Origin of the sequence: Ferribacterium limneticum (assembly GCF_020510625.1) — a bacterium.
GTDB classification, from domain to species: Bacteria; Pseudomonadota; Gammaproteobacteria; order Burkholderiales; family Rhodocyclaceae; genus Azonexus; species Azonexus limneticus_A.
On the sequence record NZ_CP075191.1, the window covers coordinates 1,322,780 to 1,344,943 of the forward strand.

Here is a 22,164-nt window from a genome sequence, read left to right on the forward strand (position 1 = left end):
GTTTTTGGCGATCATGCCAGCCAGATATAGGCGGAAGCGAGGTTGAGCATGGACATGAAGTTCTGCGCTAGCTTCTCGTAGCGTGTGGCGATGCGCCTGAACTGCTTGAGTCGGCAGAAAAAGCGTTCGACGAGGTTGCGGTCTTTGTAAAGGTGACGATCATAGGCACGCTGAGTCAGGCGATTACCGCGTGGCGGAATCACCGCCTGTGCGCCCTGCGCTTCAATGGTGTCGACGAATGCGTTGGCATCGTAGCCCTTGTCGGCGATGACGCTCTGCGCCTCAATCCCCTCGATGAGAGCGGCTGCTTCGGTAATGTCGGCGATTTGCCCAGCGGTCAGGCGCAAACGCAAGGGATTACCCAGGGCCTCAACCGCCGCATGAATTTTGGTACTCAGTCCGCCCCGGCTACGCCCGATGGCTTGATCGCCCGCTTTTTTTGGGCGCCAGTCGCGTGTTGGTGGGCTCGCACGATGGTCGCGTCGACAAACAACTGCTCCAGATCGGCGTCGCTCTTGAGTGCTTCGGCCATCCGCGCCCAAACCCCTTTCTTGCTCCAGCGGGAAAAGCGCATGTACGTCGTGTGCCAAGCTCCGAAGTGCGTGGGCAGGTCGCGCCACGGCGAGCCCGTGCGGGCGATCCATAGCACCGCTTCGACAAAGAGTCGGTTGTCGCGCCCAGTTACCCCGCGCTCGTTGGCTCTGCCTGAGCACAGGGCTTCGATTCGCCGCCATTGGTCGTCTCGCAACATCTTCCGGTCCATCCTCGCAGACTCCAAAAAGCGAGAATGTACATAGTTTCGTCATTTGTGAACAGCCCCTAGTCTTTAGGCATCCCGTTATCGGAAACGCAAAATGTCATTCGAGACCTCTGTCAGCGACAAGAATTACAGCAGCACGCAACGCGTCATTCTGACCGTCGCTGCCTGCGCCGGCATGACATTGCTGGCGACACCGCTGCTGGGCTATCTCGACCTGGCCAACATCGTGATGCTTTTCCTGCTCACGGTCCTCATCGTCGCGGTCAAGCTGGGGCGAAATGCGGCAATCCTGGCGTCGGTGCTCAGCGTTCTCTGCTTCGACGTTTTTTTCGTGCCGCCGCGCTTCTCATTGGCGGTCAGCAATATCCAGTATCTCGTGACCTTTGCGGTGATGCTGGTCACGGCCCTGACGACCACGCATTTCACCTCGACTCTCCGCCAGCGGGCAGAGGAGGCCGTTCGACGGGAGCAGCGAACCCAGGCCCTCTATCAACTCGCCAAGCAACTGGCCGGGGCATTGGCCATCAAGCAGGTGGTCGAGATTACCGATGCTTTTGTCCGGTCGCAGTTGCATGCCAGTTGCGTGGTGCTGTTGCCCGATGAGGCCCGTAAAACACTGAATGCTGTTGTCCAATCAAGCAACTTGCCGTTTGAGGCGCATCTTGCTCATGTTGCCTTTGAAAGCGGCCAATTCGTGCGCAGCGACGAAATGCGCGGCATGGGCTTTGCGCCGCTGTATTTCCCGCTCAAGGCTTCCATGCGGACACGGGGCGTGCTGGCGGTGGCCTTTGAAGAACAGCCGGAAGAGCCCAGCGATGAAACCTTGTCCCTGCTCGATGCGCTCGCCTCGCTGGTGGCCGTTGCCCTGGAGCGCCTGCATTACGTTGAAATCGCCCAGGCCACTGAAGTAAAGATGCTGACGGAGCGGCTGCGCAGTTCCATCTTGTCTGCGCTTTCCCATGACCTGCGGACCCCGCTGACGGCCATGGTCGGTCTGGCCGACTCGCTGTTCCTGGTCAAGCCGGCCTTGCCTGCCGCTGCCCTCGAAACGGCGCAAGCCCTGCATGAACAAGCCGAACGCCTGGCTGGCCTGGTCGGCAACCTGCTGGACATGGCGCGGCTCAATGCCGGCGAAGTCACCCTGCGTCGCGAATGGCAGCCGCTTGAAGAGGTGGTCGGTGCCAGCATCAAGCTCCTGGGGGGCGCCCTGGCCGGGCATCCGGTCAAGGTGCTGCTCGACAAGGCGCTTCCCTTGCTGGAATTCGACGCCGTGCTGATCGAGCGCGTGCTGTGCAACCTCCTTGAAAATGCGGCCAAGTATTCGCCGGCGCAGACGGTGATCGAGTTGCAGGCCAAGCCGGTCGGCACGGTTGTTGAGGTGGCCGTTCTGGACCACGGGACCGGGTTCCCGAGTCATCGCCGGGATGAACTTTTCAACATGTTCGTGCGCGGGAATGCTCAGTCCGGCAAGCCGGGCACCGGCCTGGGGCTTGCCATCTCCAAGGCGATCGTTGAAGCGCACGGTGGAACGATTGAAGCGGATAACCGGCCGGAAGGCGGTGCCATGGTTCGCTTCACGCTGCCGGTCGGCAATCCGCCGAGTATCGAGGAGGAACTGGCATGACGACGCCGGCCAAGGTGCTCATCGTCGAAGACGAAAAGCAGATACGCCGCTTTGTCCGCGTTGCGGTGGAGGAAGAGGGCTGCCAGGTTTCCGAAGCCGAAACGATGGCTCAGGGCCTGCTTGAGGCCGGTGCCCGGCAACCCGACTTGCTGATCCTCGATCTTGGCTTGCCTGACGGGAATGGTATCGACCTGATTCGCGATCTGCGTGGCTGGTCCGACGTGCCGGTGCTGATTCTGTCAGCGCGCTCGCAGGAGAACGACAAGATTGATGCACTGGACGCCGGTGCCGACGACTACCTGACCAAACCGTTCAGTGTCGGCGAGTTGCGGGCACGGGTCAGGGCCTTGCTCAGGCGCCGTAGCCGGCATGCCGATTCTGCCTCGCCGATCATTGAATTCGGCCCGGTGGTGGTGGATTTGTCACGCAGGCTGGTGGTGCGTGCCGGCGAAGCCGTGCACCTGACCCCCATCGAATATCGCCTGCTGACGGTGCTGGTCGGGAACCCGGGCAAGGTGCTGACTCAGCGCAACCTGCTCCGGGAAATCTGGGGGCCGTCCTATATCGAGAGTAGCCATTACCTGCGGGTCTACGTCGGCCATCTCCGGCAAAAACTCGAAGACGACCCGACCCAACCCAAACACTTTCTGACTGAAACCGGCGTGGGCTATCGCTTCCAGCCGTAGGGGAGAATCATGCAATCCGAACAAGACAAGAAGCGTCTGGCGACGCTGACACTGGCCGCGCTCGGCATCGTTTATGGCGACATCGGCACCAGTCCGCTGTATTCCATCAAGGAAGTATTCGGCGGGGCGCACCATCCCGTGCCCATCACCCCGGAGAACGTACTGGGCATCCTGTCCCTGTTTTTCTGGTCGTTGATCATCGTGGTGACCATCAAGTACGTTGCCTTCATCATGCGCGCCAACAACAAAGGCGAGGGCGGCATCATCGCCCTGATGACGCTGGCGCTGCAAAAGGGGACACCGGGTACCTGGCAACAGAAATTGCTGGTCATGCTGGGCCTGTTCGGGGCGGCCCTGTTCTATGGCGACGGGGTGATAACGCCGGCCATTTCCGTTCTGTCGGCGGTCGAAGGACTGGAAATCATCACCCCTGCCTTCAAGCCTTACATCCTGCCTATCTCGCTGGCGATTCTGATTGGCCTGTTCGTTTTTCAACGCAAGGGAACTGCCAGCGTCGGGGCTCTGTTCGGCCCCGTCATGGTGCTGTGGTTCGCCGTGCTGGCGGCGTTTGGCGGGCTGGCTATCGTTGAAAATCCATCCGTCCTCGCGGCCATCAATCCGCTCCATGCCTACCGCTTCGTTCTCGGCAATTCAATGCTCGGCTTCTTCGCGCTCGGGGCTGTCGTCCTCTGCATCACCGGTGCCGAAGCGCTTTATGCCGACATGGGCCACTTTGGCGCCAAGCCGATTCAGTACGCCTGGCTGGGCTATGTCATGCCGGCGTTGCTCATCAACTATTTTGGGCAAGGCGCCTTGCTGCTGGCCGACCCCAGCGCCATCGAGAACCCGTTCTACCTGCTGGCCCCGGAATGGGCGCGCTATCCGCTGGTGATTCTGGCCACGGTGGCCACCGTGATTGCCTCGCAAGCGGTCATTTCCGGTGCTTTTTCCATCACCCAGCAGGCCATTCAGCTTGGCTACACGCCGCGCCTCGAAATCCAGCATACCTCGGAGAAAGAGATGGGGCAGATTTACCTGCCGGCCATCAACTGGCTGCTGCTTCTCTCCATCATCGCCCTGGTCATTGAGTTCGGTTCCTCGTCAAATCTGGCGGCCGCCTACGGCATTGCCGTTACCGGGACGATGCTGATTACCAATATCCTGGCGATTGCAGTTGCCGTGCGTCTCTGGAACTGGAGCCCGGCTCGCGCCATCCTGGGGGCCTTGCCATTCATCTGCATCGACCTCGGGTTTTTCCTCGCCAACTCGGTCAAAATTCCCGATGGGGGATGGTTCCCGCTCGTCTTTGGCCTGGGTGTCTTCATCCTGCTGACAACCTGGAAGCGCGGACGGGAGTTGCTCGGCCTGCGATTGGCCGCTGATGCCATGGAACTCAAACCCTTTGTTGCCAGCATCGTCGAGGGGGGCGTTGAGCGGGTGAACGGAACGGCGGTGTTCATGACGCCGAATCCGGAGAATGTCCCGCACGCCCTGCTGCACAGCCTGAAGCACTACAAGACGCTACACGAGCAGGTGGTGATCCTGAGTGTGCGGGTTTTCGATGTGCCCTACGTACCGGATGTGGACCGGGTTGAGGTGCGGCACCTCGATGGCAACTTCAGCCAGGTAACGGTTCAGTACGGCTTCAAGGATGAACCGGATATTCCGTTGGCGCTGGGGCTCTGCGCCGAAGCCGGGCTGCGGCTCGACATGATGGATACTTCGTTCTTCCTCGGTCGGGAAACCCTGATACCCAAACTGGGTTCGGACATGGCCTATTGGCGGGAACTGCTGTTCATCGCCATGTTCCGCAATGCCGGCAGTGCCACCGCGTTTTTCAAGATTCCTTCGAATCGCGTTGTCGAACTTGGGTCACAGGTCGTTTTGTAGGCGAGCGTGCCTGACTTCTGCAGCGGATTCCGGATAACCAACAAGAACGCCTCCCGGAGGAGGCGTTCTTTGGCTTAGGGGTCTGCGTTTAGATAATCATCCCGGCGCCGACGGTGTTGTTGCTCTCATTATTCGCCCTTGATGCGCTCGTAGGTTTCCTGCGAGTAATCGGCGAGGGCCATCTTGTTGATGGCGACGATCAGGTGCGGAATGCCGACCAGCGAGGCGAGCTTCGAGTGGCGACAGGTTTGCGTCAGGACGTCCTTGCGTGCATCGATCAGGATGATGGCGAGGTCGGCCGTGGAGGCGGCGGTGACCATGTTGCGGGTGTGCTGCTCGTGGCCCGGCGCGTCAGCGATGATGTACTTGCGCGTGCCGGTCGAGAAATAGCGGTAGGCGACGTCGATGGTGATGCCTTGCTCGCGCTCGGTCTGCAGGCCGTCGGTGAGCAGCGAGAGGTCAACCGCGCCCATGCCGCGTTTTTCCGAGGTGCGGTCGATGGCGGAGAGGGGGGTGACTTGTTTGTTGCGGTAGAGCGGGTTGATTGGCCTGGGGGCAGGGTCTTAAGGCGTGTTTTTGACGTAATTAGTTTACACGTAATTCAAAAACGAATAAATTCTCAATTGAATATATTTTCGAGGTGTTGTGATGAAACTAGGTAGCCCGGCAACAGGTTCGGATTTCTTCGGTCGCGCATTGGTGCTAGAAGACTTGTGGCGCTATCTTCTTGATGATCATCTCAAATTTCCTGGGGTGCGCCGTCTGGGAAAGACCTCAATTCTCAAGCGTTTATTGGAAGAGGCGCCGGATCACGGTGTGTTGGCAGAATGGCTGGATGTCTCCAATGTCGATTCGGCTGAAAGTTTTGTTGCCCTCTTGGATCGCGCTTTCCCCGAGAAAACCATCACCCGTTTTCTCTCTGACCGGGCGCAGCAAGTAAAAGACTGGTTCAAGCGTCTGCGCAAGATCGAAGCGACACTGCCGGATGCAGTCGGTGGTGGTGGACTTGGTGTCGAGCTTGATGGCGATGCTGCTCCCGCTTGGCTGGAAAAGGCAGAGACGGTGCGATCGCGGCTTGGCAAACAACCTTTGTTGATTCTGCTCGACGAATTCCCTGTCATGCTGCAGACGCTGATTCAAAAAGATCCCCGTGAAGCAAGGCAGCTTCTGGCCTGGTTACGCATCTGGCGGCAAACGCCGGGTGCCTGCCGTTTTGTGTTCACCGGCTCCATCGGCTTGCAATCCCTTCTCGAAAGGCATGGATTCGCCGACAGGATGAACGACTGTTTCGATTTCCCGCTTGGCCCCTTTCAACAAGCAGAGGCGCGCAAGATGTGGGCGCATTTTGCGCAAACACATAGTGAGCTTTGTTGGCAGGTTCCCGAGGCGACGCTCGACCATGCCATGGCGCGGATTGGCTGGCTTTCACCTTATTTTCTCTGCTTGATGCTTGACGCCACGATTAGGGCAGCGCGCGAGCGGCGGCAGGAGTGCTCGCCACCGAGCGATGTAGAGCCGGAAAATATTCTTGAAATCGACGATGTCGACGCTGCTTACGAAAATCTTCTCGCCGCACGCTCGCGTTTCATTCATTGGGAGAAGCGGCTCAGGGATGCTCTGCTACCTGAAGATTTGGAGTTTTGCTTTGCCTTGCTCACCGCGCTCTCCCGGCACGAGCAAGGGATGACGTTGAGTCAGCTAGGCAGCCGTCTCGCCAAACGCGAAACTGATGCTCAATGCCGCGCCCAGCGTTTGCAGGACTTGCTGGTGCGTTTGACCGATGAAGGCTATACCAGCACACCCGACGCTAACAAACGCGTCCAGTTTCTTTCTTTCCCGCTTCGCGATTGGTGGAATCGTAACCATGTCTGAAAGCCCTTCCGGTACCGCCTCGGTGTCCCATGCGCCGGCTGGCGGTTTTGCCGCCATTAGCAAGTACAATCCACATTTGTGGAGTGCCGAACAACTGCGTGCCATTTTCGTGACGCGCCAAAACGAGCTTGCTGACCTGAGACGTGCACTCAGAACTACGCCGGCTGATACGGTGGGTCAGCACGTTTTGCTGGTTGGCGCGCGTGGCATGGGTAAATCTACCCTGATGCAGCGTCTTGCCCTCGCGGTCGAAGATGAAGCAGACTTGCATCGCGCCTGGTTGCCGCTGCGTTTCCCCGAAGAGCAATACACGGTCAGCACCGTCGGCCAGTTCTGGGCCAATGTCCTCGATAGCTTGATTGATGCCTTGGAGCGTCAGGGGCAAGCGACTGCCGCGCTTGATGCCACGGCACAACGGATTGAGGCCTTGCCTGCTGCGGAGCAGGCGGCAGCCTGTCTCGAGGCCATCAATCACTGCGCGGACGAACGTGGACAACGCCTGCTTTTGTTGGTCGACAACACGGACCTGCTGCTGCATAACATCGGTCGCGATGCACATTGGGCCCTACGCGAGACACTGCAAAGCAATTCACGCCTGCTCTGGGTTGGCGGAAGCTATCAAAGCTTAGAAGCGGATAGCGACTACCACGACGCCTTTCTCGATTTTTTTCATACTGTCGAACTACGCCCCCTACGCCTGCCGGAAATGAAACAGGCGCTGCTTGCCCTGGCTGCCACCTTTGGCGGTGATGCAGCCAAACAGGCCATGCAACGACAACTGGCAGCCCATCCCGAACGCCTGCCGACCCTGCGTCAACTCTCGGGCGGCAATCCGCGCACGACAGTCATGCTCTACGAACTTTTTGCCAATGGACAGAAAAGCGATGTGCGTGGGGATCTCGAGGCGCTACTCGACAGCATGACCCCACTGTACAAGGCGCGTATGGATTCACTGGCCGACCTGCCGCGCAAACTGCTCGCCCACATTCTCGAACACTGGGCGCCAATCTCGCTGGGGCAACTGGCGGAAACATCGCAAGTAGTCAATACCAGCATCAGTCCGCAGCTGAAACGTCTGGAACTGGATGGCCTGATCCAGAAAACCAGGCTGCATGGCACCACACGCAGTGGTTATCAGGTGGCTGAGCGCTTCTTCAATATCTGGTATCTGATGCGTTTTTCCCCGCGCCGACAACGTGCACGTTTATCGTGGTTGGTTGAGTTTATGCGCCTGTGGTTCAGTAGCGACGAATTATGTGGCCTAGCTCAGCAACGCATGGGCGGTATTCACGGGCGTTTGCGCTGTGCGTATAACTGGGAATATGACCGTGCCTTGGCTGATGCTCTGCCACCGGAAGCCCGGGAGCGCCATGCCCTGCGCTGGGCGCTGCTTAAACAATTGAAAGAGAGTCGCGCCCAGTTGAGTGAGATCTTTGAGCTCGACGGCGAAGACGGGGACTTTAGAGATGCTGCCGATTACCTGCAACGCGCCACCCTCTTATCCAGTTTGTTGCGACGGTGTCCGCATGCGGTGTCCGAAGATGAGAAAACACGGTGGGTAGGAGCGGTGCTTGGCTCACTAAATTTGGGTTTGGAGGAAAAGGAGCAAATTGCAAAGGTAGCTGAGAGTTTGAGTAACTTGCAATACGAGGAATTGCTTAAGGTATCCTCGGAGGAGAGCCAGAACTTGGAGAAAGAACTTGGCGGCGAGGCTGCCCAAGTTCTTCGCAGCGCCGTATTGACCTACGACTTTTTTCCGGATGTTCCGGATTCTCATTTGGCTTACGAGCAGATTCGCTCTTGTTTTTGTCAGTACCCCGAAGCACTGCGTTTTGCCTGTAATCTGCTTTGTGACAAACATGAGGACGAGTGGTGCTTAAAAACTCTGGAATTGGCACAACTCGTATTGCCGCAGGATGCGCAAATAGCCTATCAACGTGCTTGGTTGTTACACCAGCGACTCGGACGCTACGATGATGCGGAGTCGGCTTATCGACAGGCGATTGCCTTTGATGGTAGCGATCCCTATTTTTGGGATGGTTTTGGTGATCTGTTGGGAGATTGTCTTGGTCGCTACGATGAGGCAGAAGCTGCTTATCGTCAGGCGATTGCTTTGGATGGCAAATTTGCTTTCGCTTGGATCAGTCTCGGCGAGCTACTTAAGGATCATCTTGATCGTCTGGATGAAGCGGAGGCCGCCTATCGCCAAGCTATTGCTCTGGATGACAAGTCTGCTTTCGCCTGGATCTGTTTGGGATATCTGTTACAGAAATACCCTGCTCGCTACGATGAGGCAGAAGCAGCTTATCGTCAGGCTATTGCTCTGGATGGCAAATTTGCTTTCGCTTGGATCAGTCTCGGCGAGCTACTTAAGGATCATCTTGATCGTCTGGATGAAGCGGAGGCCGCTTATCGCCAAGCTATTGCTCTGGATGACAAGTCTGCTTTCACCTGGATCTGTTTGGGCAACCTGTTGCAGGAGTATCCTGGTCGCTACGATGAAGCGGAGGTAGCTTATCGTCAGGCTATTGCTCTGGATAATCAGCCTGCGTTCGTTTGGGGTAGTTTGGGCAACCTGTTGCAGAAATATTCTAGTCGCTACGATGAGGCAGAGACAGCTTTTCGTCAGGCAATTGATCTGGATGAAAAACTAGCTTTCCCGCGGACTGGTTTGGGCAATTTATTGCAAGACCATCTGGGGCAGCATAGGGAAGCGGAGATTGCTTACCGCCAGGCGATTGAACTTGGTAATGAGAATGACTTTCCGAAAGCTAATCTCGCCCGTTTATTGTGGCGGCAGGGTAGGCAACAGGAGGCTGAAGTACTTTACCGCGAAGTAGCTGCCTTACCAGGGGCGGATAAGGCGGAGTTGCCATTGCAAGCCAATCTATGCCTTGGTAACCGCCAGTTGGCGGTTGATTCTCTGCATACGCTGGTTTTGTCTGCGCAGGAGGGGAAACAATTCGCTTTCTATCGCCTGAAAGAGCAGGTGTGGGAATGCCACGAGCTGGGGTTGGGGACGCGACTGGCAGAGTGGATGGCCGGTAGCGAACAGGCGATATTTTTGCTGCCCTTTATCCAGGCGCTGTACATGCTGGCTGGTGAGGAAGCGAAGTTGCAGGATTTGCCGCTTGAAATGCAGCAGATGGCTGACGAGGTGGTACGCATCGCCCGTGAGCGTGCTAGATGTTGGCCAAGCGTAAATGAGTTTACGGTCACCAAATCGACAACGCATGCGCACAAAGGGAAGCGCCGGAAAATGCGTCCTTAGTCAGAGAGTGCGGGGACATTTGCCTGTAATTCCCGGAGGTTTTAACCCTGCCTTCTCCGCAGCCCCCTCTCCCGCAAGCGGGCGAGGGGGCTGACTCAAAGAATCATTCCCGCCCCAACCGTGTTGTTGTTGCTCTCGTCAATGATGATGAACGCCCCGGTACCCCGGTTTTCCAGGTAAGGATCGGCGAACAGCGGTTGGGCCAGCTTGAAGGTGACTTGCGCGATGTCGTTCATGGCCAGCTTTTCGGCAGGGACTTTTTCCAGCGTATTCACGTCGAGGCGATGGTCGATGGCGGCCAGTTTGGCTTTCGAGTCGCGCGTCGTGTGGCGGATCAGGTAGGTGCGGGCGCGGTCCATCGGGGCTTCGGCCATCCAGCAAACGGTGGCTTCGATCTGCTTGACTGCGGCCGGGACTTCGCTCGACTTGACGATCATGTCGCCGCGCGAGGTGTCGATTTCATCGGCCAGCAACAGGGTGATGGATTGTTCGCAGAAGGCTTCGCCGATATCGACGCCGCCGATTTGCACCGCTTTCACCGTCGACTCGCGGCCGGAGGGCAGGACGGTGACGGCATCGCCGACCTTGATCGAGCCGGCTTCGACGCGACCCATGAAACCGCGGTAGTCGTGCAGGTCCGGATTGGCGGAATCCTGCGGGCGGCACACGTACTGGACCGGGAAGCGGAATTTTTCGGTGTGCTCGGTGTGCGCGGCCGGGGCCACTTCCAGCATTTCGAGCAGGGTCGGGCCTTCGTACCAGTTCAGCTTGTCGCCACGGTCCACGATCATGTCGCCGTTGAGCGCCGAGAGCGGGATGAAGCGGATGTCTTCGATGCCAACCTTGGCGGCAAATTCGAGGTATTCGCCCTTGATGCGCTCGTAGGTTTCCTGCGAGTAATCGGCCAGGTCCATCTTGTTGATGGCGACGATCAGGTGCGGGATGCCAACCAGCGAAGCGAGTTTCGAGTGACGCCGGGTCTGCGTCAGCACGCCCTTGCGCGCATCGATCAGGATGATGGCCAGGTTGGCGGTCGACGCGGCGGTGACCATGTTGCGGGTGTACTGCTCGTGGCCCGGCGCGTCGGCGATGATGTACTTGCGCGTGCCGGTCGAGAAATAGCGGTAGGCGACGTCGATGGTGATGCCTTGCTCGCGTTCGGCCTGCAGGCCGTCGGTGAGCAGGGACAGGTCAACCGCGCCCATGCCGCGCTTTTCGGAGGTCTTGGCGATGGCCGACAGGGTGTCGGCGAGGATGGTCTTGGTGTCGAACAGCAGGCGACCGATCAGGGTGCTCTTGCCGTCATCAACGCTGCCGCAGGTCAGAAAGCGCAGCAGGCCATGATCTTCAACTTGATGGGCGGTCATCAGAAGTAACCCTCTTTCTTGCGTTGTTCCATGGAGGCGTCGCTGGTCTGGTCGTCCAGACGCGTTGCGCCGCGCTCGGTGATGGTGGTGGTGGCGGTTTCGAAAACGATCTTGCTGACGTTGTCGGCGTCCGATTCGACCGGCGCCGTGCAGGAAATGTCGCCGACGGTGCGGAAACGCACCTGCAGGTCGATGATCTCTTCACCCGGCTTGGACGGATTGGCGACGCCGCCACCGACCAGCGGCACGTTGACCGGCACGATGGCGCCCTGGCGCATGGCGACCGGGCGGGTGTGGGCGAAATAAATGCTCGGCAGTTCCAGGCCTTCGCGCTCGATGTATTGCCAGACGTCCATTTCCGTCCAGTTCGAGATCGGGAAGGCGCGGATGTTCTCGCCCTTGTGGCTGCGGGCGTTGTACAGGCTCCACAGTTCCGGGCGCTGGTTCTTCGGGTCCCACTGGCCGAATTCGTCGCGGAAGCTGAAGATGCGTTCCTTGGCGCGGGCCTTTTCCTCGTCGCGGCGGGCGCCGCCGATGCAGGCGTCGAAGCCGAATTCCTCGATGGCTTCGAGCAGCGTCACCGACTGGTGCTTGTTGCGCGATTCGCCTTCATGCTTGAGGACGACGGTGCCGCGGGCCATGGAGTCTTCGACCGAACGGACGATCAGCCGCTCGCCGAGTTCGGCCGCACGCTTGTCGCGGAAAGCGACCACTTCCTTGTAATTGTGGCCGGTGTCGATGTGCATGAGCGGGAAGGGGAACTTACCCGGGCGGAAGGCCTTTTCGGCCAGGCGCAACATGCAGATCGAATCCTTGCCGCCGGAGAAGAGCAGCACCGGGTTGGAACACTGGCCGGCCACTTCGCGCATGATGTGGATGGCTTCGGCTTCGAGCCAGTCGAGATGAGAGAGGGTGGAACGTTGGGTCATTGCTTGGGTAATCCGCAGGGATTGTCGAATGGGCGCCATTGTAACAAAGCGCTTAATATTCTTTTAAGAACAAGTGCGCATCTTGTTATTTCCAATGGTTATAAAACACGGCGATTGATGGCAGGAACGTCTTGCCGCGCGGCAGGTCTGTTCAGGTATCCGCCAGTTGTGCGCGGCCCGTTCAAATCATTTGAAGGAGACAGCCATGCAATTGCATCCCGGATTCGCCCTGAGTGTTTTTTCCTCGCTTCTGCTGGTGGCCTGCGCCACACCCACTGCCGGGCCAATGGCTGGCGCTGACCTGCAAGCCCGTTCGGGCAGCATGGTGGCCGGCAAGGTCAGCTTTACCGAAAGCAACGGTCGGCTGCGGGTCGAGGCCCAGGTCAGCGGCCTGACGCCGGGTGAGCATGGCTTCCACGTGCATGAGGCGGGCGATTGCAGCGCACCGGATGCGAGCAGCGCCAAGGGCCACTTCAATCCCATGGCCAAAGCGCACGGCCACCATGCCAGCATGGAACGCCACGGCGGCGACATGCCGAATCTGGTTGCCAATGCGTCCGGCGAAGCGCGCTACAGCGCCGAAGTTGAAGGTCTGACCCTGAACGGCATGACCGGCGTTGTCGGCCGCAGTGTCGTAATCCACGCCGACCCGGACGACTATAAGTCGCAACCGGCCGGCAATTCCGGCAAGCGGATTGCCTGCGGCGTCATCGCGGCGCGCTGAGTATCGCCGGCGGCATTTCATTTTTGGCCGGAATTTCTCCCCCAAGGGAATTTCCTTCGGGGCGCGGTTGACCGTAGGGTTGAGCCGATTTGCCGAAATTGCTCGATCCGTCATTCCCGCGAAAGCGGGAATCCAGAAAACAAGCTCCTGGGTCCCCGCTTTTGCGGGGACGACGGAATGCATTAACACCCAATCACCCTGAACTCCACCCGGCGATCCAGTGCGTCGCTGGCATCGTCTCGGCCGTTGCCGACCATGGTCTGCCTTGAGCCGACGCCGTTGGCGATCATCCGCTTGTCCATCCCGGGCGAAGTCTGGGCCAGACGCGACTTGATGAATTCGGCCCGGAGCAGCGACAGCCGTTCGTTCAAAGGTTCCGGACCAGTCGGGCTGGTGTGGCCGGTGATTTCGAGGCATTTGCCGCTATCGCCGGTGCGCCGGGCGATGGTTTTCAGCCAGCTCGGATAGGCGCCGCTCAGTGCCGGATTCGCCATGAAAGCTGTCGAGCCGGGGCGGAACAGGAATTTGACGGCCAGCCGCTGGTGCTGGAGGCCGTAGTCGACCACCTTGGCAAAAGCCGCTTCGGCCGACTGCTGGCGGCCGAGTTTCCAGTTGGCGAGGTAAATGCCGTTATGCACGCGAAACTGGTCGCCGGACGGCATGGCCAGGGCGCTGGTGTAAAAGTCGAGGGCTTCGCGGTAGCGGCCGGCCTCATAGGCCTCGATGCCTTCGGCCACCACCGAGGCAGCCAGAATGCGGTCGAGATAGAGCGGGTTGATCGGATCGCCGGCCTTGGTGCCCTGGCAGGTCTTGATATAGCCCTCGGTGGCCGGGTCTTCCGACCAGGCCGGGGCATCGCGGAAGAAAGCCAGCGGCGTCGGGTCCACGCCATCAGGCAAGGCGAAGGCCAGCCCCTTGCTGACCAGCTTGCCGCTACGCAGGTCGGCCAGCGCGAAGCAGATGCGGTAGGCCTCGCGGCTGCCTGCCGTCTTGCGCTCGGCATTGACCCCGGTGAAGGTGCCGATCAGCACCAGCGGGCTCTTGGCGACATTGGCCGCCGAAAACTCCTGTACGTCGAACTGCGGGTAGCGTTCGCGCATCAGCGCGGCCAGGCGAATCCCCATCGACTTCGTCTGCACCGACTGGGCGCCGGTCATGCCGTCGATCAGCGGGTCGATCACCAGCGGGTACTTCGCCTGAGCCGGGCTACCCGCCGGCGGCAGCTTGGCATTGGTGAACAGGCTCGTCGCCGCGCTCAACACCGCCTTGTCGTAAAGCTGCGCCGGCGGTGGCGTGGCCGGCCCGGCAGGAGAGGCGGCTGCGGAAGACGTCGGTGGCGAGGACTTGGTGAATTCCTTGAGATTGTCGCAACCGCTAAGCAGCAGGGTGGCGAAAGCGACGGCGCACAAGGCCGAAGGCGAAAGGCAGGGGAATCGAGTTTTCATTGCCGGCACTCCTTGTCGAATCTTGCGTGGCTTGCCGCGGAAAGTGTTTCGCCGAGTTGGATGCGGGCCAGCAGATCAGTACAGCGGGGGCTGGAGACGCGCGTCGAATCGGAACGTTTGACGGCCGCGGAAGGCTCGGGCCGGGTACTACTGGGCGAAGGGCTTGCAGCCGATGCAGCCAATGCAGCATCTGAGGCACGGGGTTTTTCCGGCTGGATGCTTGCCGTTGGTAGCGGCGGCGCAGCCGGTGGCGCGCTGTGTTCCACTGGCCGATTGGCCGATACCGGGGCTGGCGCTAGCGGTCCGGCTGGCTGCCGCGACGACAGGCCGATGCCGGTCACGACAGCTGCCACCAGCAGACCGCCGGCCAAGGCCCAAAGTGGCCAGCGTGGTTTGGCCTCTGGCTTGGCTGGGTCCGAATAGCCGGGTAATTCAGTCGTGTCGTAGGGCAAGTCAGGATCGTTGCCGGCATCGGCCTGCCCGGCTGGGTTACGGCCAGCCGACGCTGCCTTGTCCGCAGCGCTCACCACGGGCTTTCCCAGCAGATTCTCAAGATCCGCCAGCAGCATGCGCAGACCATCGAAATCGGGCGAGCCATCCCAGCCGGTCAAATCGGCCGCCTGAATTTCGCGAAAACCAGCCGGTGGGCGCACGTTCTCGATCATCACCGGCACCAGCTTGCCCTGCCGGCGCCCCTCGCTGGCCTCTTCGTATACCCACTCGCTTTCAATCGACTTGGCCGACCACAAGACCACCATGCAGCGCATCTCTTCGAGCGCCTGCTCCAGCACGCTGCGCCAGGTTTCCCCGGCCGGAATCCGCCGGTCCCACCAGACGCTCCAGCCGGCCGAATCAAGCACCTCGGCAATCCGCCGCGCCGTGTCCCGGTCTCGTTCGGTATAGCTCAGGAAAATATCGGTCATTTCCTCCCCCGCTGAGGCCGGAAAAACCGGAAAACCCGTCGCTTCGCCAGCCTCACCCAGTCGACCGCAGAAACAATATTCCGTTCAATTAGTACGGGTGACTGGCGCTGCCGGGCGAGTCATCTCGGCCGGCACCACCCAGCGTTCGTAGTTCTCGGCCGAGACGTAGTCGAGTGCCAGTGCTGCCTGTTTCAGCGTCCCGCCCTGGTGGTGAGCCAGTTTGGCGATTTCGGCGGCCTTGTCGTAGCCGATGTGCGGGGTCAGTGCGGTGACCAGCATCAGCGAGCCTTCCATCAGCTCGGCGATGCGTGCCTTGTTGGCCGTGATGCCGCGCAGGCAGTGGCGTTCGAAACTGAGCATGCCGTCGCTCAGCAGGCGCACGCTCTGCAGGAAGTTGTGGGCAATCACCGGTTTGTAGACGTTCAGCTCGAAATTGCCGGAAGCGCCGGCAATGCCGATCGTCACGTCGTTACCGATGACCTGGCAGCAGAGCATGGTCAGCGCTTCGCACTGGGTCGGATTGACCTTGCCGGGCATGATCGAACTGCCCGGTTCATTTTCGGGCAGGATGATCTCGCCAAGGCCGGAGCGTGGCCCGGAGGCCAGCCAGCGAATGTCGTTGGCCATTTTCATCAGGGCCACGGCCAGCGTTTTCAGGCTGCCGTGGGCGGCCACCAGGCCATCATGCGCGGCCAGGGCGGCAAATTTGTTGGCCGCGCTGGTGAAGGGCAGGCCGGTCCGGATGGCGAGTTCGGCCGCGACACGGGGGCCGAATTCAGGGTGCGTGTTCAAGCCGGTGCCGACGGCAGTACCGCCCGCCGCCAGCGGGTAGAGCGAGGACAGGCCGGCGCTGATCAGTGTTTCGGCGTGCTGCAGTTGGGCCACGTAGCCGGAAAATTCCTGGCCCAGCGATAGCGGCGTGGCATCCTGCAGATGGGTGCGGCCGATCTTGATGATCTCGGCAAACTCGCCGGTTTTTTCTGCCAGCGTCGTGATCAGTTGCCGGATCGCCGGCAGCAGCTTCCGGGTAATGGAGATCACTGCGGCAACATGCATGGCCGTCGGGAAAATGTCGTTGGATGACTGGCCAAGATTGACGTCGTCGTTGGGGTGAACGAGGCGGGCGTTGCCGCGGGGGCCATTGAGCAGCTCTGAAGCGCGGTTGGCCAGCACCTCGTTCATGTTCATGTTGGTTTGTGTGCCGGACCCGGTTTGCCAGACCGGCAGCAAGAATTCGTCGTCATGGCGGCCATTGGCCACTTCGTTGGCGGCGATGACGATGGCCGCCGCCATGGCCGGCTTCATCAGGCCGAGTTCGCGATTGACGCTGGCGCAGGCAGCCTTGATCGTGGCCAGGGCATGGATCAGTTCGCCGGGCATGCGTTCGCTGGAAATGGCAAAGTTCTCGAATGCCCGCTGTGTTTGCGCGCCCCACAGGCGTTCGGCGGCGACCTCGATGTGGCCGAAGGAGTCGTTTTCAAGACGGGTTCCACTACCGGGTTCCATCGCATGCTCCTCGTCGGCTGGGCGGCATAATTCTTCCAGCCTGCAAATTAGAACCTTTTCGGCCCGCTAAGTTCGAGCAGCGCAACAGATAGGGCCGTACCTGCCATGCCGGCCACCAAAAAAAGGCCGGATCGCCGACGATAGTTTTTGCTACCTGCCGCGCGGCCTCGCTAAAATCACCCAATACGAACCCCGTCCTTATTCCCACCGGAGCCGCAGATTGATGTCGATGCTTGTCGAGTGTTGCGGTTGGCTCACATCCCGCCCGCCAGAAGGCGGCGTGGCCGGAATGCGGGGTAGCGCGCAATGAGGCGGGGTGTCTTTTATACGGTCATGGTTCTGCTGGCCTGCGGCATGGCTCTCGCTGCCTATGTTGCCGAGCGGATCAACGACGAGCGCTATGCCAGCACCGTCCGCAGTGAGGTTCAGCAATCTCTGACCCGGGCCCGGGATCGTCTCGACGGTAATCTCAATGGCGATATCCAACTGGTGCGCGGCCTGGTCGGGGTCGTGGCGCTGGAGCCCAATCTGGTTCAGGCGCGTTTTGAGCGGGCTGCCCAGCCCTTGTTTGCCGGCCGCACCCAATTGCGCAATATCGCCGTTGCCCCGGATATGGTGATTCGCCTGATTTACCCGCTGCAGGGCAATCAAAAGGCTATTGGTTTCGATTTCCGCAATAGTCCGGCGCAGTTCGCCACCGCCGACAAGGCCAGGCTGACTCGCCAGATTGTCCTGGCTGGCCCGCTGAATCTCGTTCAGGGCGGCGTCGGCATCGTTGCACGTCTGCCGGTTTACCTGCCGGATGTCGATGGGCAGGAGTATTTCTGGGGGGTGGTCAGCGCGGTCGTTGATGCCGAGCTGCTGTACCGCAACAGCGGCTTGCGGGATGAAAGTTCGCCGATCGAGATTGCGATCCGTGGTGCCGACGGGCAAGGGGCCGAAGGCGGCATCTTCTTCGGCCGGCCGGAATTGTTTGCCGAGTCGCCGGTGCTGGCCGAGATCAATCTGCCCCATGGCTCATGGCAACTGGCCGCGGTGCCGCGCGGCGGCTGGCCGGTCCGGGCGGATAACGTCTGGTCGTTACGCCTGGGCATGGCGGTGGTCGCGCTGCTCGTCCTCGGGGCCTTCATAGTGCTCGGGCGCGCTCTGGGTGAGGCCTCGCAGGCCAGGGAGCGGGCCGAATCCTCCGGCCGACAACTTTCGGCAACACTGGAGAACACGCCGGATGTGGCTGTCCAGTGGTACGACCAGCAGGGCCGAGTGGTCTATTGGAATCATGCCTCCGAACGACTCTATGGCTGGTCTGCCGAGGAAGCCGCCGGCAAGACGCTGGACCGGCTGATTTTTTCCCGGGAACAGGCGGCCGATTTCTTGCGCCGACTGGGCGAGGTGATTGTCACCGGCAAGCCCATCGAATCCACCGAATACGCCACCCGAACTCGCGATGATCGCTTGTGCTGGGTCGAGTCGACCATGTTCTCCATCCCCGGCGAAACGCCCGATACACCGATACTGGTTTGCATGGATGTCGATGTCACCGACCGCAAGCAGGCCGAAGAGAAGCTGGCGGAATTCAATCGGGATTTCGAGGCCTTCCTGAATCAGACCACCGATTTTGTCTATTTCAAGGATGCCAACAGCCGCTTCCGTTTTTGCAGCCAGACCCTGGCCGACATTACCGGGCACGCCAGTTGGCATGACATGATCGGCAAGCACGACCGCGAAGTCTTCCCGCCGGATACCGCCCGGATCTACGAGGAAGAGGAGTACCCGGTATTTACCGAAGGCCGGCCCCTGCTGAACAAGATCGATCCCTACTACGACACCCAAGGCGTGCGCGGTTACGTCCAGACCTACAAGTGGCCGCTCTATGACGAGCAAAAACAGGTCGTCGGCCTTTTTGGCGTCAGTCGGGATATTTCCGAGCAGGTCCGCAACCAGGAGGAACTGCAGCAGCACCGCCAGCATCTGGAAGAGCTGGTGACGGAGCGTACGGCGGAACTGGCTGTGGCGAAGGAAGCCGCCGAGCTGGCCTACGTGGCGAAAAGCGCCTTCCTGGCCAATATGTCGCACGAGATACGGACCCCGCTCAATGCAATTACCGGCATGGCCCACCTGATCCGGCGCGGCGGTCTGGCCCCCGATCAGATGGAAAGGCTGGACCGCCTGGAAGTTGCCAGTGAGCATCTGCTGGAGACGATCAACGCCATTCTCGACCTGTCGAAGATCGAGGCCGGGAAGTTTGCTGTCGAAGAAATGCCGCTCCGGGTGGCCGGCATTCTCGATAACGTCGTGGCCATCGTGCGCGATCGCGCCCAGGCGAAGCACCTGGAACTCCTGATCGACAGCGAGGTGTCGTTGCCGCCCCTGCTCGGCGACCCGATTCATTTGCAGCAGGCTTTGCTCAACTATGCGACCAACGCCGTCAAGTTCACCGAATCAGGCCGCGTCACCCTGCGGGCCAGGCGGGTCGAAGAGTCTGCCGACAGCGTGCTCTTGCGTTTCGAGGTCGAGGATACGGGGATAGGCATCGCTGGCGAGCATTTGCCCAGGCTCTTTTCGGCTTTCGAGCAGGCCGACAATTCGATCACCCGGCGCTATGGCGGCACAGGGCTGGGCTTGGCGATCACCCGGAAAATTGCCTGTTTGATGGGGGGCGATGCCGGTGCGACCAGCGTTCCGGGGCAGGGCAGCATTTTCTGGCTGACCGCCCGGCTGAAGAAAGGGGCGAACGATGCGACTGCGTTTGACGGCAGCGTATCGTTAGACGGCGCCGAGCAGATACTGCGCCGCGATTGTCCGGGATGCCGGATCCTGGTGGTCGAGGATGAGCCGATCAATCAGGAGATTGCGCTGGCCATGCTTGACGATGTCGGCCTGATCGCCGATGTGGCCGATGATGGCTGCGCCGCCATCGACATGCTCGAGCGCAACGGCTACGACCTGATCCTGATGGACATGCAGATGCCGCGGATGGATGGCCTGACGGCAACCCGGCTGATTCGTGAAAAGGCTGGCGGGGCCGATGTCGTCATTCTGGCCATGACGGCGAATGCCTTTGCCGAGGACAAGGCGCGCTGCCTTGAAGTGGGGATGAATGATTTCATCGCCAAGCCGGTCGATCCCGGCCTTCTCTACGCCACGCTGGCCAAGTGGCTGGTCAGGACGCAGTCCTGAGTCCTTGGCAGGGAGAGGCGAGCCAGCCTCTCCCTGCGTTTTGCTTCCTGCCGGTCAGGTGCCTTGAGCGGGACTGGCGTGCACCTTGGCGTATTCCTGCAGCAGGCGCTGGTGCAGATCACAACCGACGAGATCAAGGCCCGGTGAAACCAGCCCGAAGAAGCGCACTTCGCCATCGATCAGGTCGGTCGCCATGTCCAGCGTCTCCTCGCCGTAGAGGCTGACCAGCGCATCTTCGAAGATGTTCGGGTCTTCCATTTCGAGCAGGGTGGCGATGCACTGGTAAACGCGGCGGCGGCCGGCGTCGAGTTGTTCGAACTGGCGCACCCATTCGCAGCCTTCGAGCGTCGCATCGGTGTCGCCGACGGCCAGCGCCAGCATGGTCTTCAGCTCGCCGACGCGGAGGTCGGCCCACAGCGAGCCGGCGTCCGGGGCGAGGCCGATCAGGGCGGCGACCGGGCGTTCGTCGGCGATATTCAGCTCGTTCAGCGTGTCGAGCAACTGGCCGCACTGGTCTTCGTCGAGTTCGGCCAGATTGAGGATGGCCGGGCGAACGGCAGCGCCGTTGCTGTTGTTTTCCCATTCGAGATCGTCGATCGGGTAGATCTCCGACATGCCGGGCACCAGGATGCGGCAGGCGTAGACGCCGAGGTGATCGAAGTCGGCGACGTAGATGTCGTGGCCGTCGGCGTGGATGCGCTCGGCCAGCCAGGCGTAGTCGTCGGCCGTCTTGCCGTTTTCGAGGTCGTTGAAGTTCCAGTCGGCAAACTCGAAGTCCGGCGTCTCGCCGAAGTAGTTCCAGTGGACGATGCCGCTCGAATCGACGAAATGGATTTCGATGTTCGGCGCGCTGGCCACTTCATCGAGGTCGAAGCCGGGGGGCGGGAAGCCGTCGAGGGCTTCGAGGGCGCGGCCCTGCAGCAGTTCGGTCAGGGCGCGTTCGAGCGCGATCTCGAAGCGCGGGTGGGCGCCGAAACTGGCGAAGACGCCCTGGTCGCGCGGGTTGAGCATGGTCACGCACATCACCGGGTAGTTGCCGCCGAGCGAGGCGTCCTTGACCAGGATGCCGAAGCCGGCATCGCGCAAGCCCTGGATGCCGGCGGCGATGCTCGGGTAGCGGGCGATGACGTCTTCCGGCACGTCCGGCAGGCACAGGCCTTCGGCGATCACCTTGAACTTGACGTGGCGTTCGAGGATTTCCGACAGCGCCTGGGCGCGGGCCTCGGCCTGCGTGTTGCCGGCCGACATGCCGTTGCTGACATAGAGGTTGCTGATGATGTTGACCGGGATGAAGACCTCGGCGCCGTCGCGCTGGCGTACGTAAGGAATGGCGCAGATGCCGCGCTCGTAGTGGCCGGTGTTCATGTCGATCAGCGCTTCGGCCGGGATGCTGCCTTCCGGGTTGTAGAAGGCCTGCAGTTCCGGCGTCAGCAGTTCGCTCGGCCAGTCGGCGCCGGTGACCGGGAACCAGCGTTCGCGCGGGTAATGGGCGAATTCGCGGTTGGCGATGGCGTCACCGAGGTAATAGTGGTTCCAGAAGTAATTGCACGACAGGCGCTCGAAATACTCGCCCAGCGCACTGGCGTGGGCGGCCAGCTTGGTGGCGCCCTTGCCGTTGGTGAACATCAGGTGGCAGGCGCGATTGCGCACATGCACCGACCAGACGTTATCGACCGGATTGAGCCAGGAGCATTCTTCGATATCGAAGCCGCGGGCGGCCAGCTTGGCCTGCATCGAGGAAATGGAGTGTTCGAGCGAGGCGTCCTTGCCCGGAATGAAGTGTTCGTTTTGCATCGGGCGTCCTGCCAAAGGCGTCAAAGGTTAGGCAGCGGCGATGCTGCGGCCCGCAGTTTACGTCAAGGTGCCGAAAAGCCTCAGTGAAATGTGGCGCCCATGGGCAAGTGGTCAGCGCCGCAAAGGCAGGCAGGTGGGGCAAAAGTTTGGTCAGGAAAATTATGGATTTACAGAATTCGTTAACCGGTCGAGTATT

At 60.4% G+C, this 22,164-nt stretch carries 14 protein-coding genes and 1 pseudogene; 7 read left to right on the plus strand and 8 right to left on the minus strand.

From position 1 onward, the window contains the following. Nucleotides 1-11: 11 nt before the first annotated feature. A protein-coding gene (locus KI617_RS06380) for an IS5 family transposase (protein WP_226445962.1) occupies nucleotides 12-763 on the minus strand; the annotation gives its coding sequence in 2 pieces (ribosomal slippage) (nucleotides 12-436 and nucleotides 436-763; 753 coding nt in all). Between the two features lie 91 nt (nucleotides 764-854). On the opposite strand from KI617_RS06380, the gene KI617_RS06385 reads away from it, so the two are divergent. Genes KI617_RS06385 through KI617_RS06395 form a run of 3 tightly spaced genes read left to right on the plus strand, consistent with a single transcriptional unit; the run spans nucleotide 855 to nucleotide 4,960 of the window. Next, a complete protein-coding gene (locus KI617_RS06385) occupies nucleotides 855-2,384 on the plus strand; it encodes a DUF4118 domain-containing protein (RefSeq protein WP_226451174.1) in 1,530 nt (509 codons plus the stop codon). Continuing rightward, complete coding sequence (kdpE, locus tag KI617_RS06390) at nucleotides 2,381-3,070, plus strand: two-component system response regulator KdpE (protein ID WP_226451175.1); 690 nt, start codon at nucleotides 2,381-2,383, stop codon at nucleotides 3,068-3,070. Before KI617_RS06385 ends, kdpE begins: the two co-directional genes overlap by 4 nt. Before the next feature lie 9 nt (nucleotides 3,071-3,079). Continuing rightward, nucleotides 3,080-4,960 (plus strand): potassium transporter Kup, encoded by a 1,881-nt coding sequence (locus KI617_RS06395; protein ID WP_226451176.1) that lies wholly within the window; start codon nucleotides 3,080-3,082, stop codon nucleotides 4,958-4,960. Nucleotides 4,961-5,091: 131 nt separating this feature from the next. Here the strand turns inward: KI617_RS06395 and KI617_RS06400 are convergent. Then, nucleotides 5,092-5,469: pseudogene (locus KI617_RS06400) on the minus strand (GTP-binding protein); the annotation flags it as partial. A gap of 139 nt (nucleotides 5,470-5,608) precedes the next feature. Here KI617_RS06400 and KI617_RS06405 point away from each other — a divergent pair. Together KI617_RS06405 and KI617_RS06410 are read left to right on the plus strand one after the other, a co-directional pair. Continuing rightward, the gene (locus KI617_RS06405) at nucleotides 5,609-6,832 is read left to right on the plus strand and encodes an ATP-binding protein (protein ID WP_226451177.1); all 1,224 of its coding nucleotides are present in this window, start codon (nucleotides 5,609-5,611) and stop codon (nucleotides 6,830-6,832) included. Continuing rightward, the gene (locus KI617_RS06410; RefSeq protein ID WP_226451178.1) at nucleotides 6,825-10,103 is read left to right on the plus strand and encodes an AAA family ATPase; all 3,279 of its coding nucleotides are present in this window, start codon (nucleotides 6,825-6,827) and stop codon (nucleotides 10,101-10,103) included. Before KI617_RS06405 ends, KI617_RS06410 begins: the two co-directional genes overlap by 8 nt. A 95-nt stretch (nucleotides 10,104-10,198) precedes the next feature. On the opposite strand, the gene cysN is transcribed toward KI617_RS06410, so the two are convergent. Then, entirely contained in the window at nucleotides 10,199-11,470 is a 1,272-nt protein-coding gene (gene cysN / locus KI617_RS06415) for a sulfate adenylyltransferase subunit CysN (RefSeq protein WP_226451179.1), read from the minus strand. Next, nucleotides 11,470-12,399, minus strand: coding sequence for a sulfate adenylyltransferase subunit CysD (gene cysD / locus KI617_RS06420; RefSeq protein ID WP_404826796.1), 930 nt, complete (start codon nucleotides 12,397-12,399; stop codon nucleotides 11,470-11,472). Before cysD ends, cysN begins: the two co-directional genes overlap by 1 nt. 205 nt (nucleotides 12,400-12,604) lie before the next feature. On the opposite strand from cysD, the gene KI617_RS06425 reads away from it, so the two are divergent. Continuing rightward, nucleotides 12,605-13,123 carry a superoxide dismutase family protein gene (locus KI617_RS06425; RefSeq protein WP_226451181.1) on the plus strand — a complete coding sequence of 173 codons (519 nt, stop codon included), beginning with the start codon at nucleotides 12,605-12,607 and terminating at the stop codon, nucleotides 13,121-13,123. Between the two features lie 182 nt (nucleotides 13,124-13,305). On the opposite strand, the gene KI617_RS06430 is transcribed toward KI617_RS06425, so the two are convergent. The 3 genes from KI617_RS06430 to fumC all read right to left on the minus strand — a co-directional run bounded on the left by KI617_RS06430 (nucleotide 13,306) and on the right by fumC (nucleotide 16,997). Then, nucleotides 13,306-14,568, minus strand: coding sequence for an OmpA family protein (locus KI617_RS06430; protein WP_226451182.1), 1,263 nt, complete (start codon nucleotides 14,566-14,568; stop codon nucleotides 13,306-13,308). Next, entirely contained in the window at nucleotides 14,565-15,491 is a 927-nt protein-coding gene (locus KI617_RS06435) for a toll/interleukin-1 receptor domain-containing protein (RefSeq protein WP_226451183.1), read from the minus strand. Before KI617_RS06435 ends, KI617_RS06430 begins: the two co-directional genes overlap by 4 nt. A gap of 84 nt (nucleotides 15,492-15,575) precedes the next feature. Continuing rightward, nucleotides 15,576-16,997 carry a class II fumarate hydratase gene (fumC, locus tag KI617_RS06440; protein WP_226451184.1) on the minus strand — a complete coding sequence of 474 codons (1,422 nt, stop codon included), beginning with the start codon at nucleotides 16,995-16,997 and terminating at the stop codon, nucleotides 15,576-15,578. Between the two features lie 306 nt (nucleotides 16,998-17,303). Here fumC and KI617_RS06445 point away from each other — a divergent pair, with 306 nt between their 5' ends. Further along, nucleotides 17,304-20,174 carry a PAS domain S-box protein gene (locus tag KI617_RS06445; protein ID WP_226451185.1) on the plus strand — a complete coding sequence of 957 codons (2,871 nt, stop codon included), beginning with the start codon at nucleotides 17,304-17,306 and terminating at the stop codon, nucleotides 20,172-20,174. Nucleotides 20,175-20,228: 54 nt separating this feature from the next. Here the strand turns inward: KI617_RS06445 and ycaO are convergent, their stop codons facing one another. Then, nucleotides 20,229-21,968: a 30S ribosomal protein S12 methylthiotransferase accessory factor YcaO gene (gene ycaO, locus KI617_RS06450; protein WP_226451186.1), complete on the minus strand. Its 1,740-nt coding sequence runs from the start codon at nucleotides 21,966-21,968 to the stop codon at nucleotides 20,229-20,231. Between the last annotated feature and the right edge of the window lie 196 nt (nucleotides 21,969-22,164).

What these genes read in the sequence shown, in the direction of transcription:
- KI617_RS06385 (WP_226451174.1), top strand. Translation starts at nt 855, where the DNA reads ATGTCATTCGAGACCTCTGTCAGCGACAAGAATTACAGCAGCACGCAA.
- kdpE (WP_226451175.1), top strand. Translation starts at nt 2,381, where the DNA reads ATGACGACGCCGGCCAAGGTGCTCATCGTCGAAGACGAAAAGCAGATA.
- KI617_RS06395 (WP_226451176.1), top strand. Translation starts at nt 3,080, where the DNA reads ATGCAATCCGAACAAGACAAGAAGCGTCTGGCGACGCTGACACTGGCC.
- KI617_RS06405 (WP_226451177.1), top strand. Translation starts at nt 5,609, where the DNA reads ATGAAACTAGGTAGCCCGGCAACAGGTTCGGATTTCTTCGGTCGCGCA.
- KI617_RS06410 (WP_226451178.1), top strand. Translation starts at nt 6,825, where the DNA reads ATGTCTGAAAGCCCTTCCGGTACCGCCTCGGTGTCCCATGCGCCGGCT.
- cysN (WP_226451179.1), bottom strand. Translation starts at nt 11,470, where the DNA reads ATGACCGCCCATCAAGTTGAAGATCATGGCCTGCTGCGCTTTCTGACC.
- cysD (WP_404826796.1), bottom strand. Translation starts at nt 12,399, where the DNA reads ATGACCCAACGTTCCACCCTCTCTCATCTCGACTGGCTCGAAGCCGAA.
- KI617_RS06425 (WP_226451181.1), top strand. Translation starts at nt 12,605, where the DNA reads ATGCAATTGCATCCCGGATTCGCCCTGAGTGTTTTTTCCTCGCTTCTG.
- KI617_RS06430 (WP_226451182.1), bottom strand. Translation starts at nt 14,568, where the DNA reads ATGAAAACTCGATTCCCCTGCCTTTCGCCTTCGGCCTTGTGCGCCGTC.
- KI617_RS06435 (WP_226451183.1), bottom strand. Translation starts at nt 15,491, where the DNA reads ATGACCGATATTTTCCTGAGCTATACCGAACGAGACCGGGACACGGCG.
- fumC (WP_226451184.1), bottom strand. Translation starts at nt 16,997, where the DNA reads ATGGAACCCGGTAGTGGAACCCGTCTTGAAAACGACTCCTTCGGCCAC.
- KI617_RS06445 (WP_226451185.1), top strand. Translation starts at nt 17,304, where the DNA reads ATGAGGCGGGGTGTCTTTTATACGGTCATGGTTCTGCTGGCCTGCGGC.
- ycaO (WP_226451186.1), bottom strand. Translation starts at nt 21,968, where the DNA reads ATGCAAAACGAACACTTCATTCCGGGCAAGGACGCCTCGCTCGAACAC.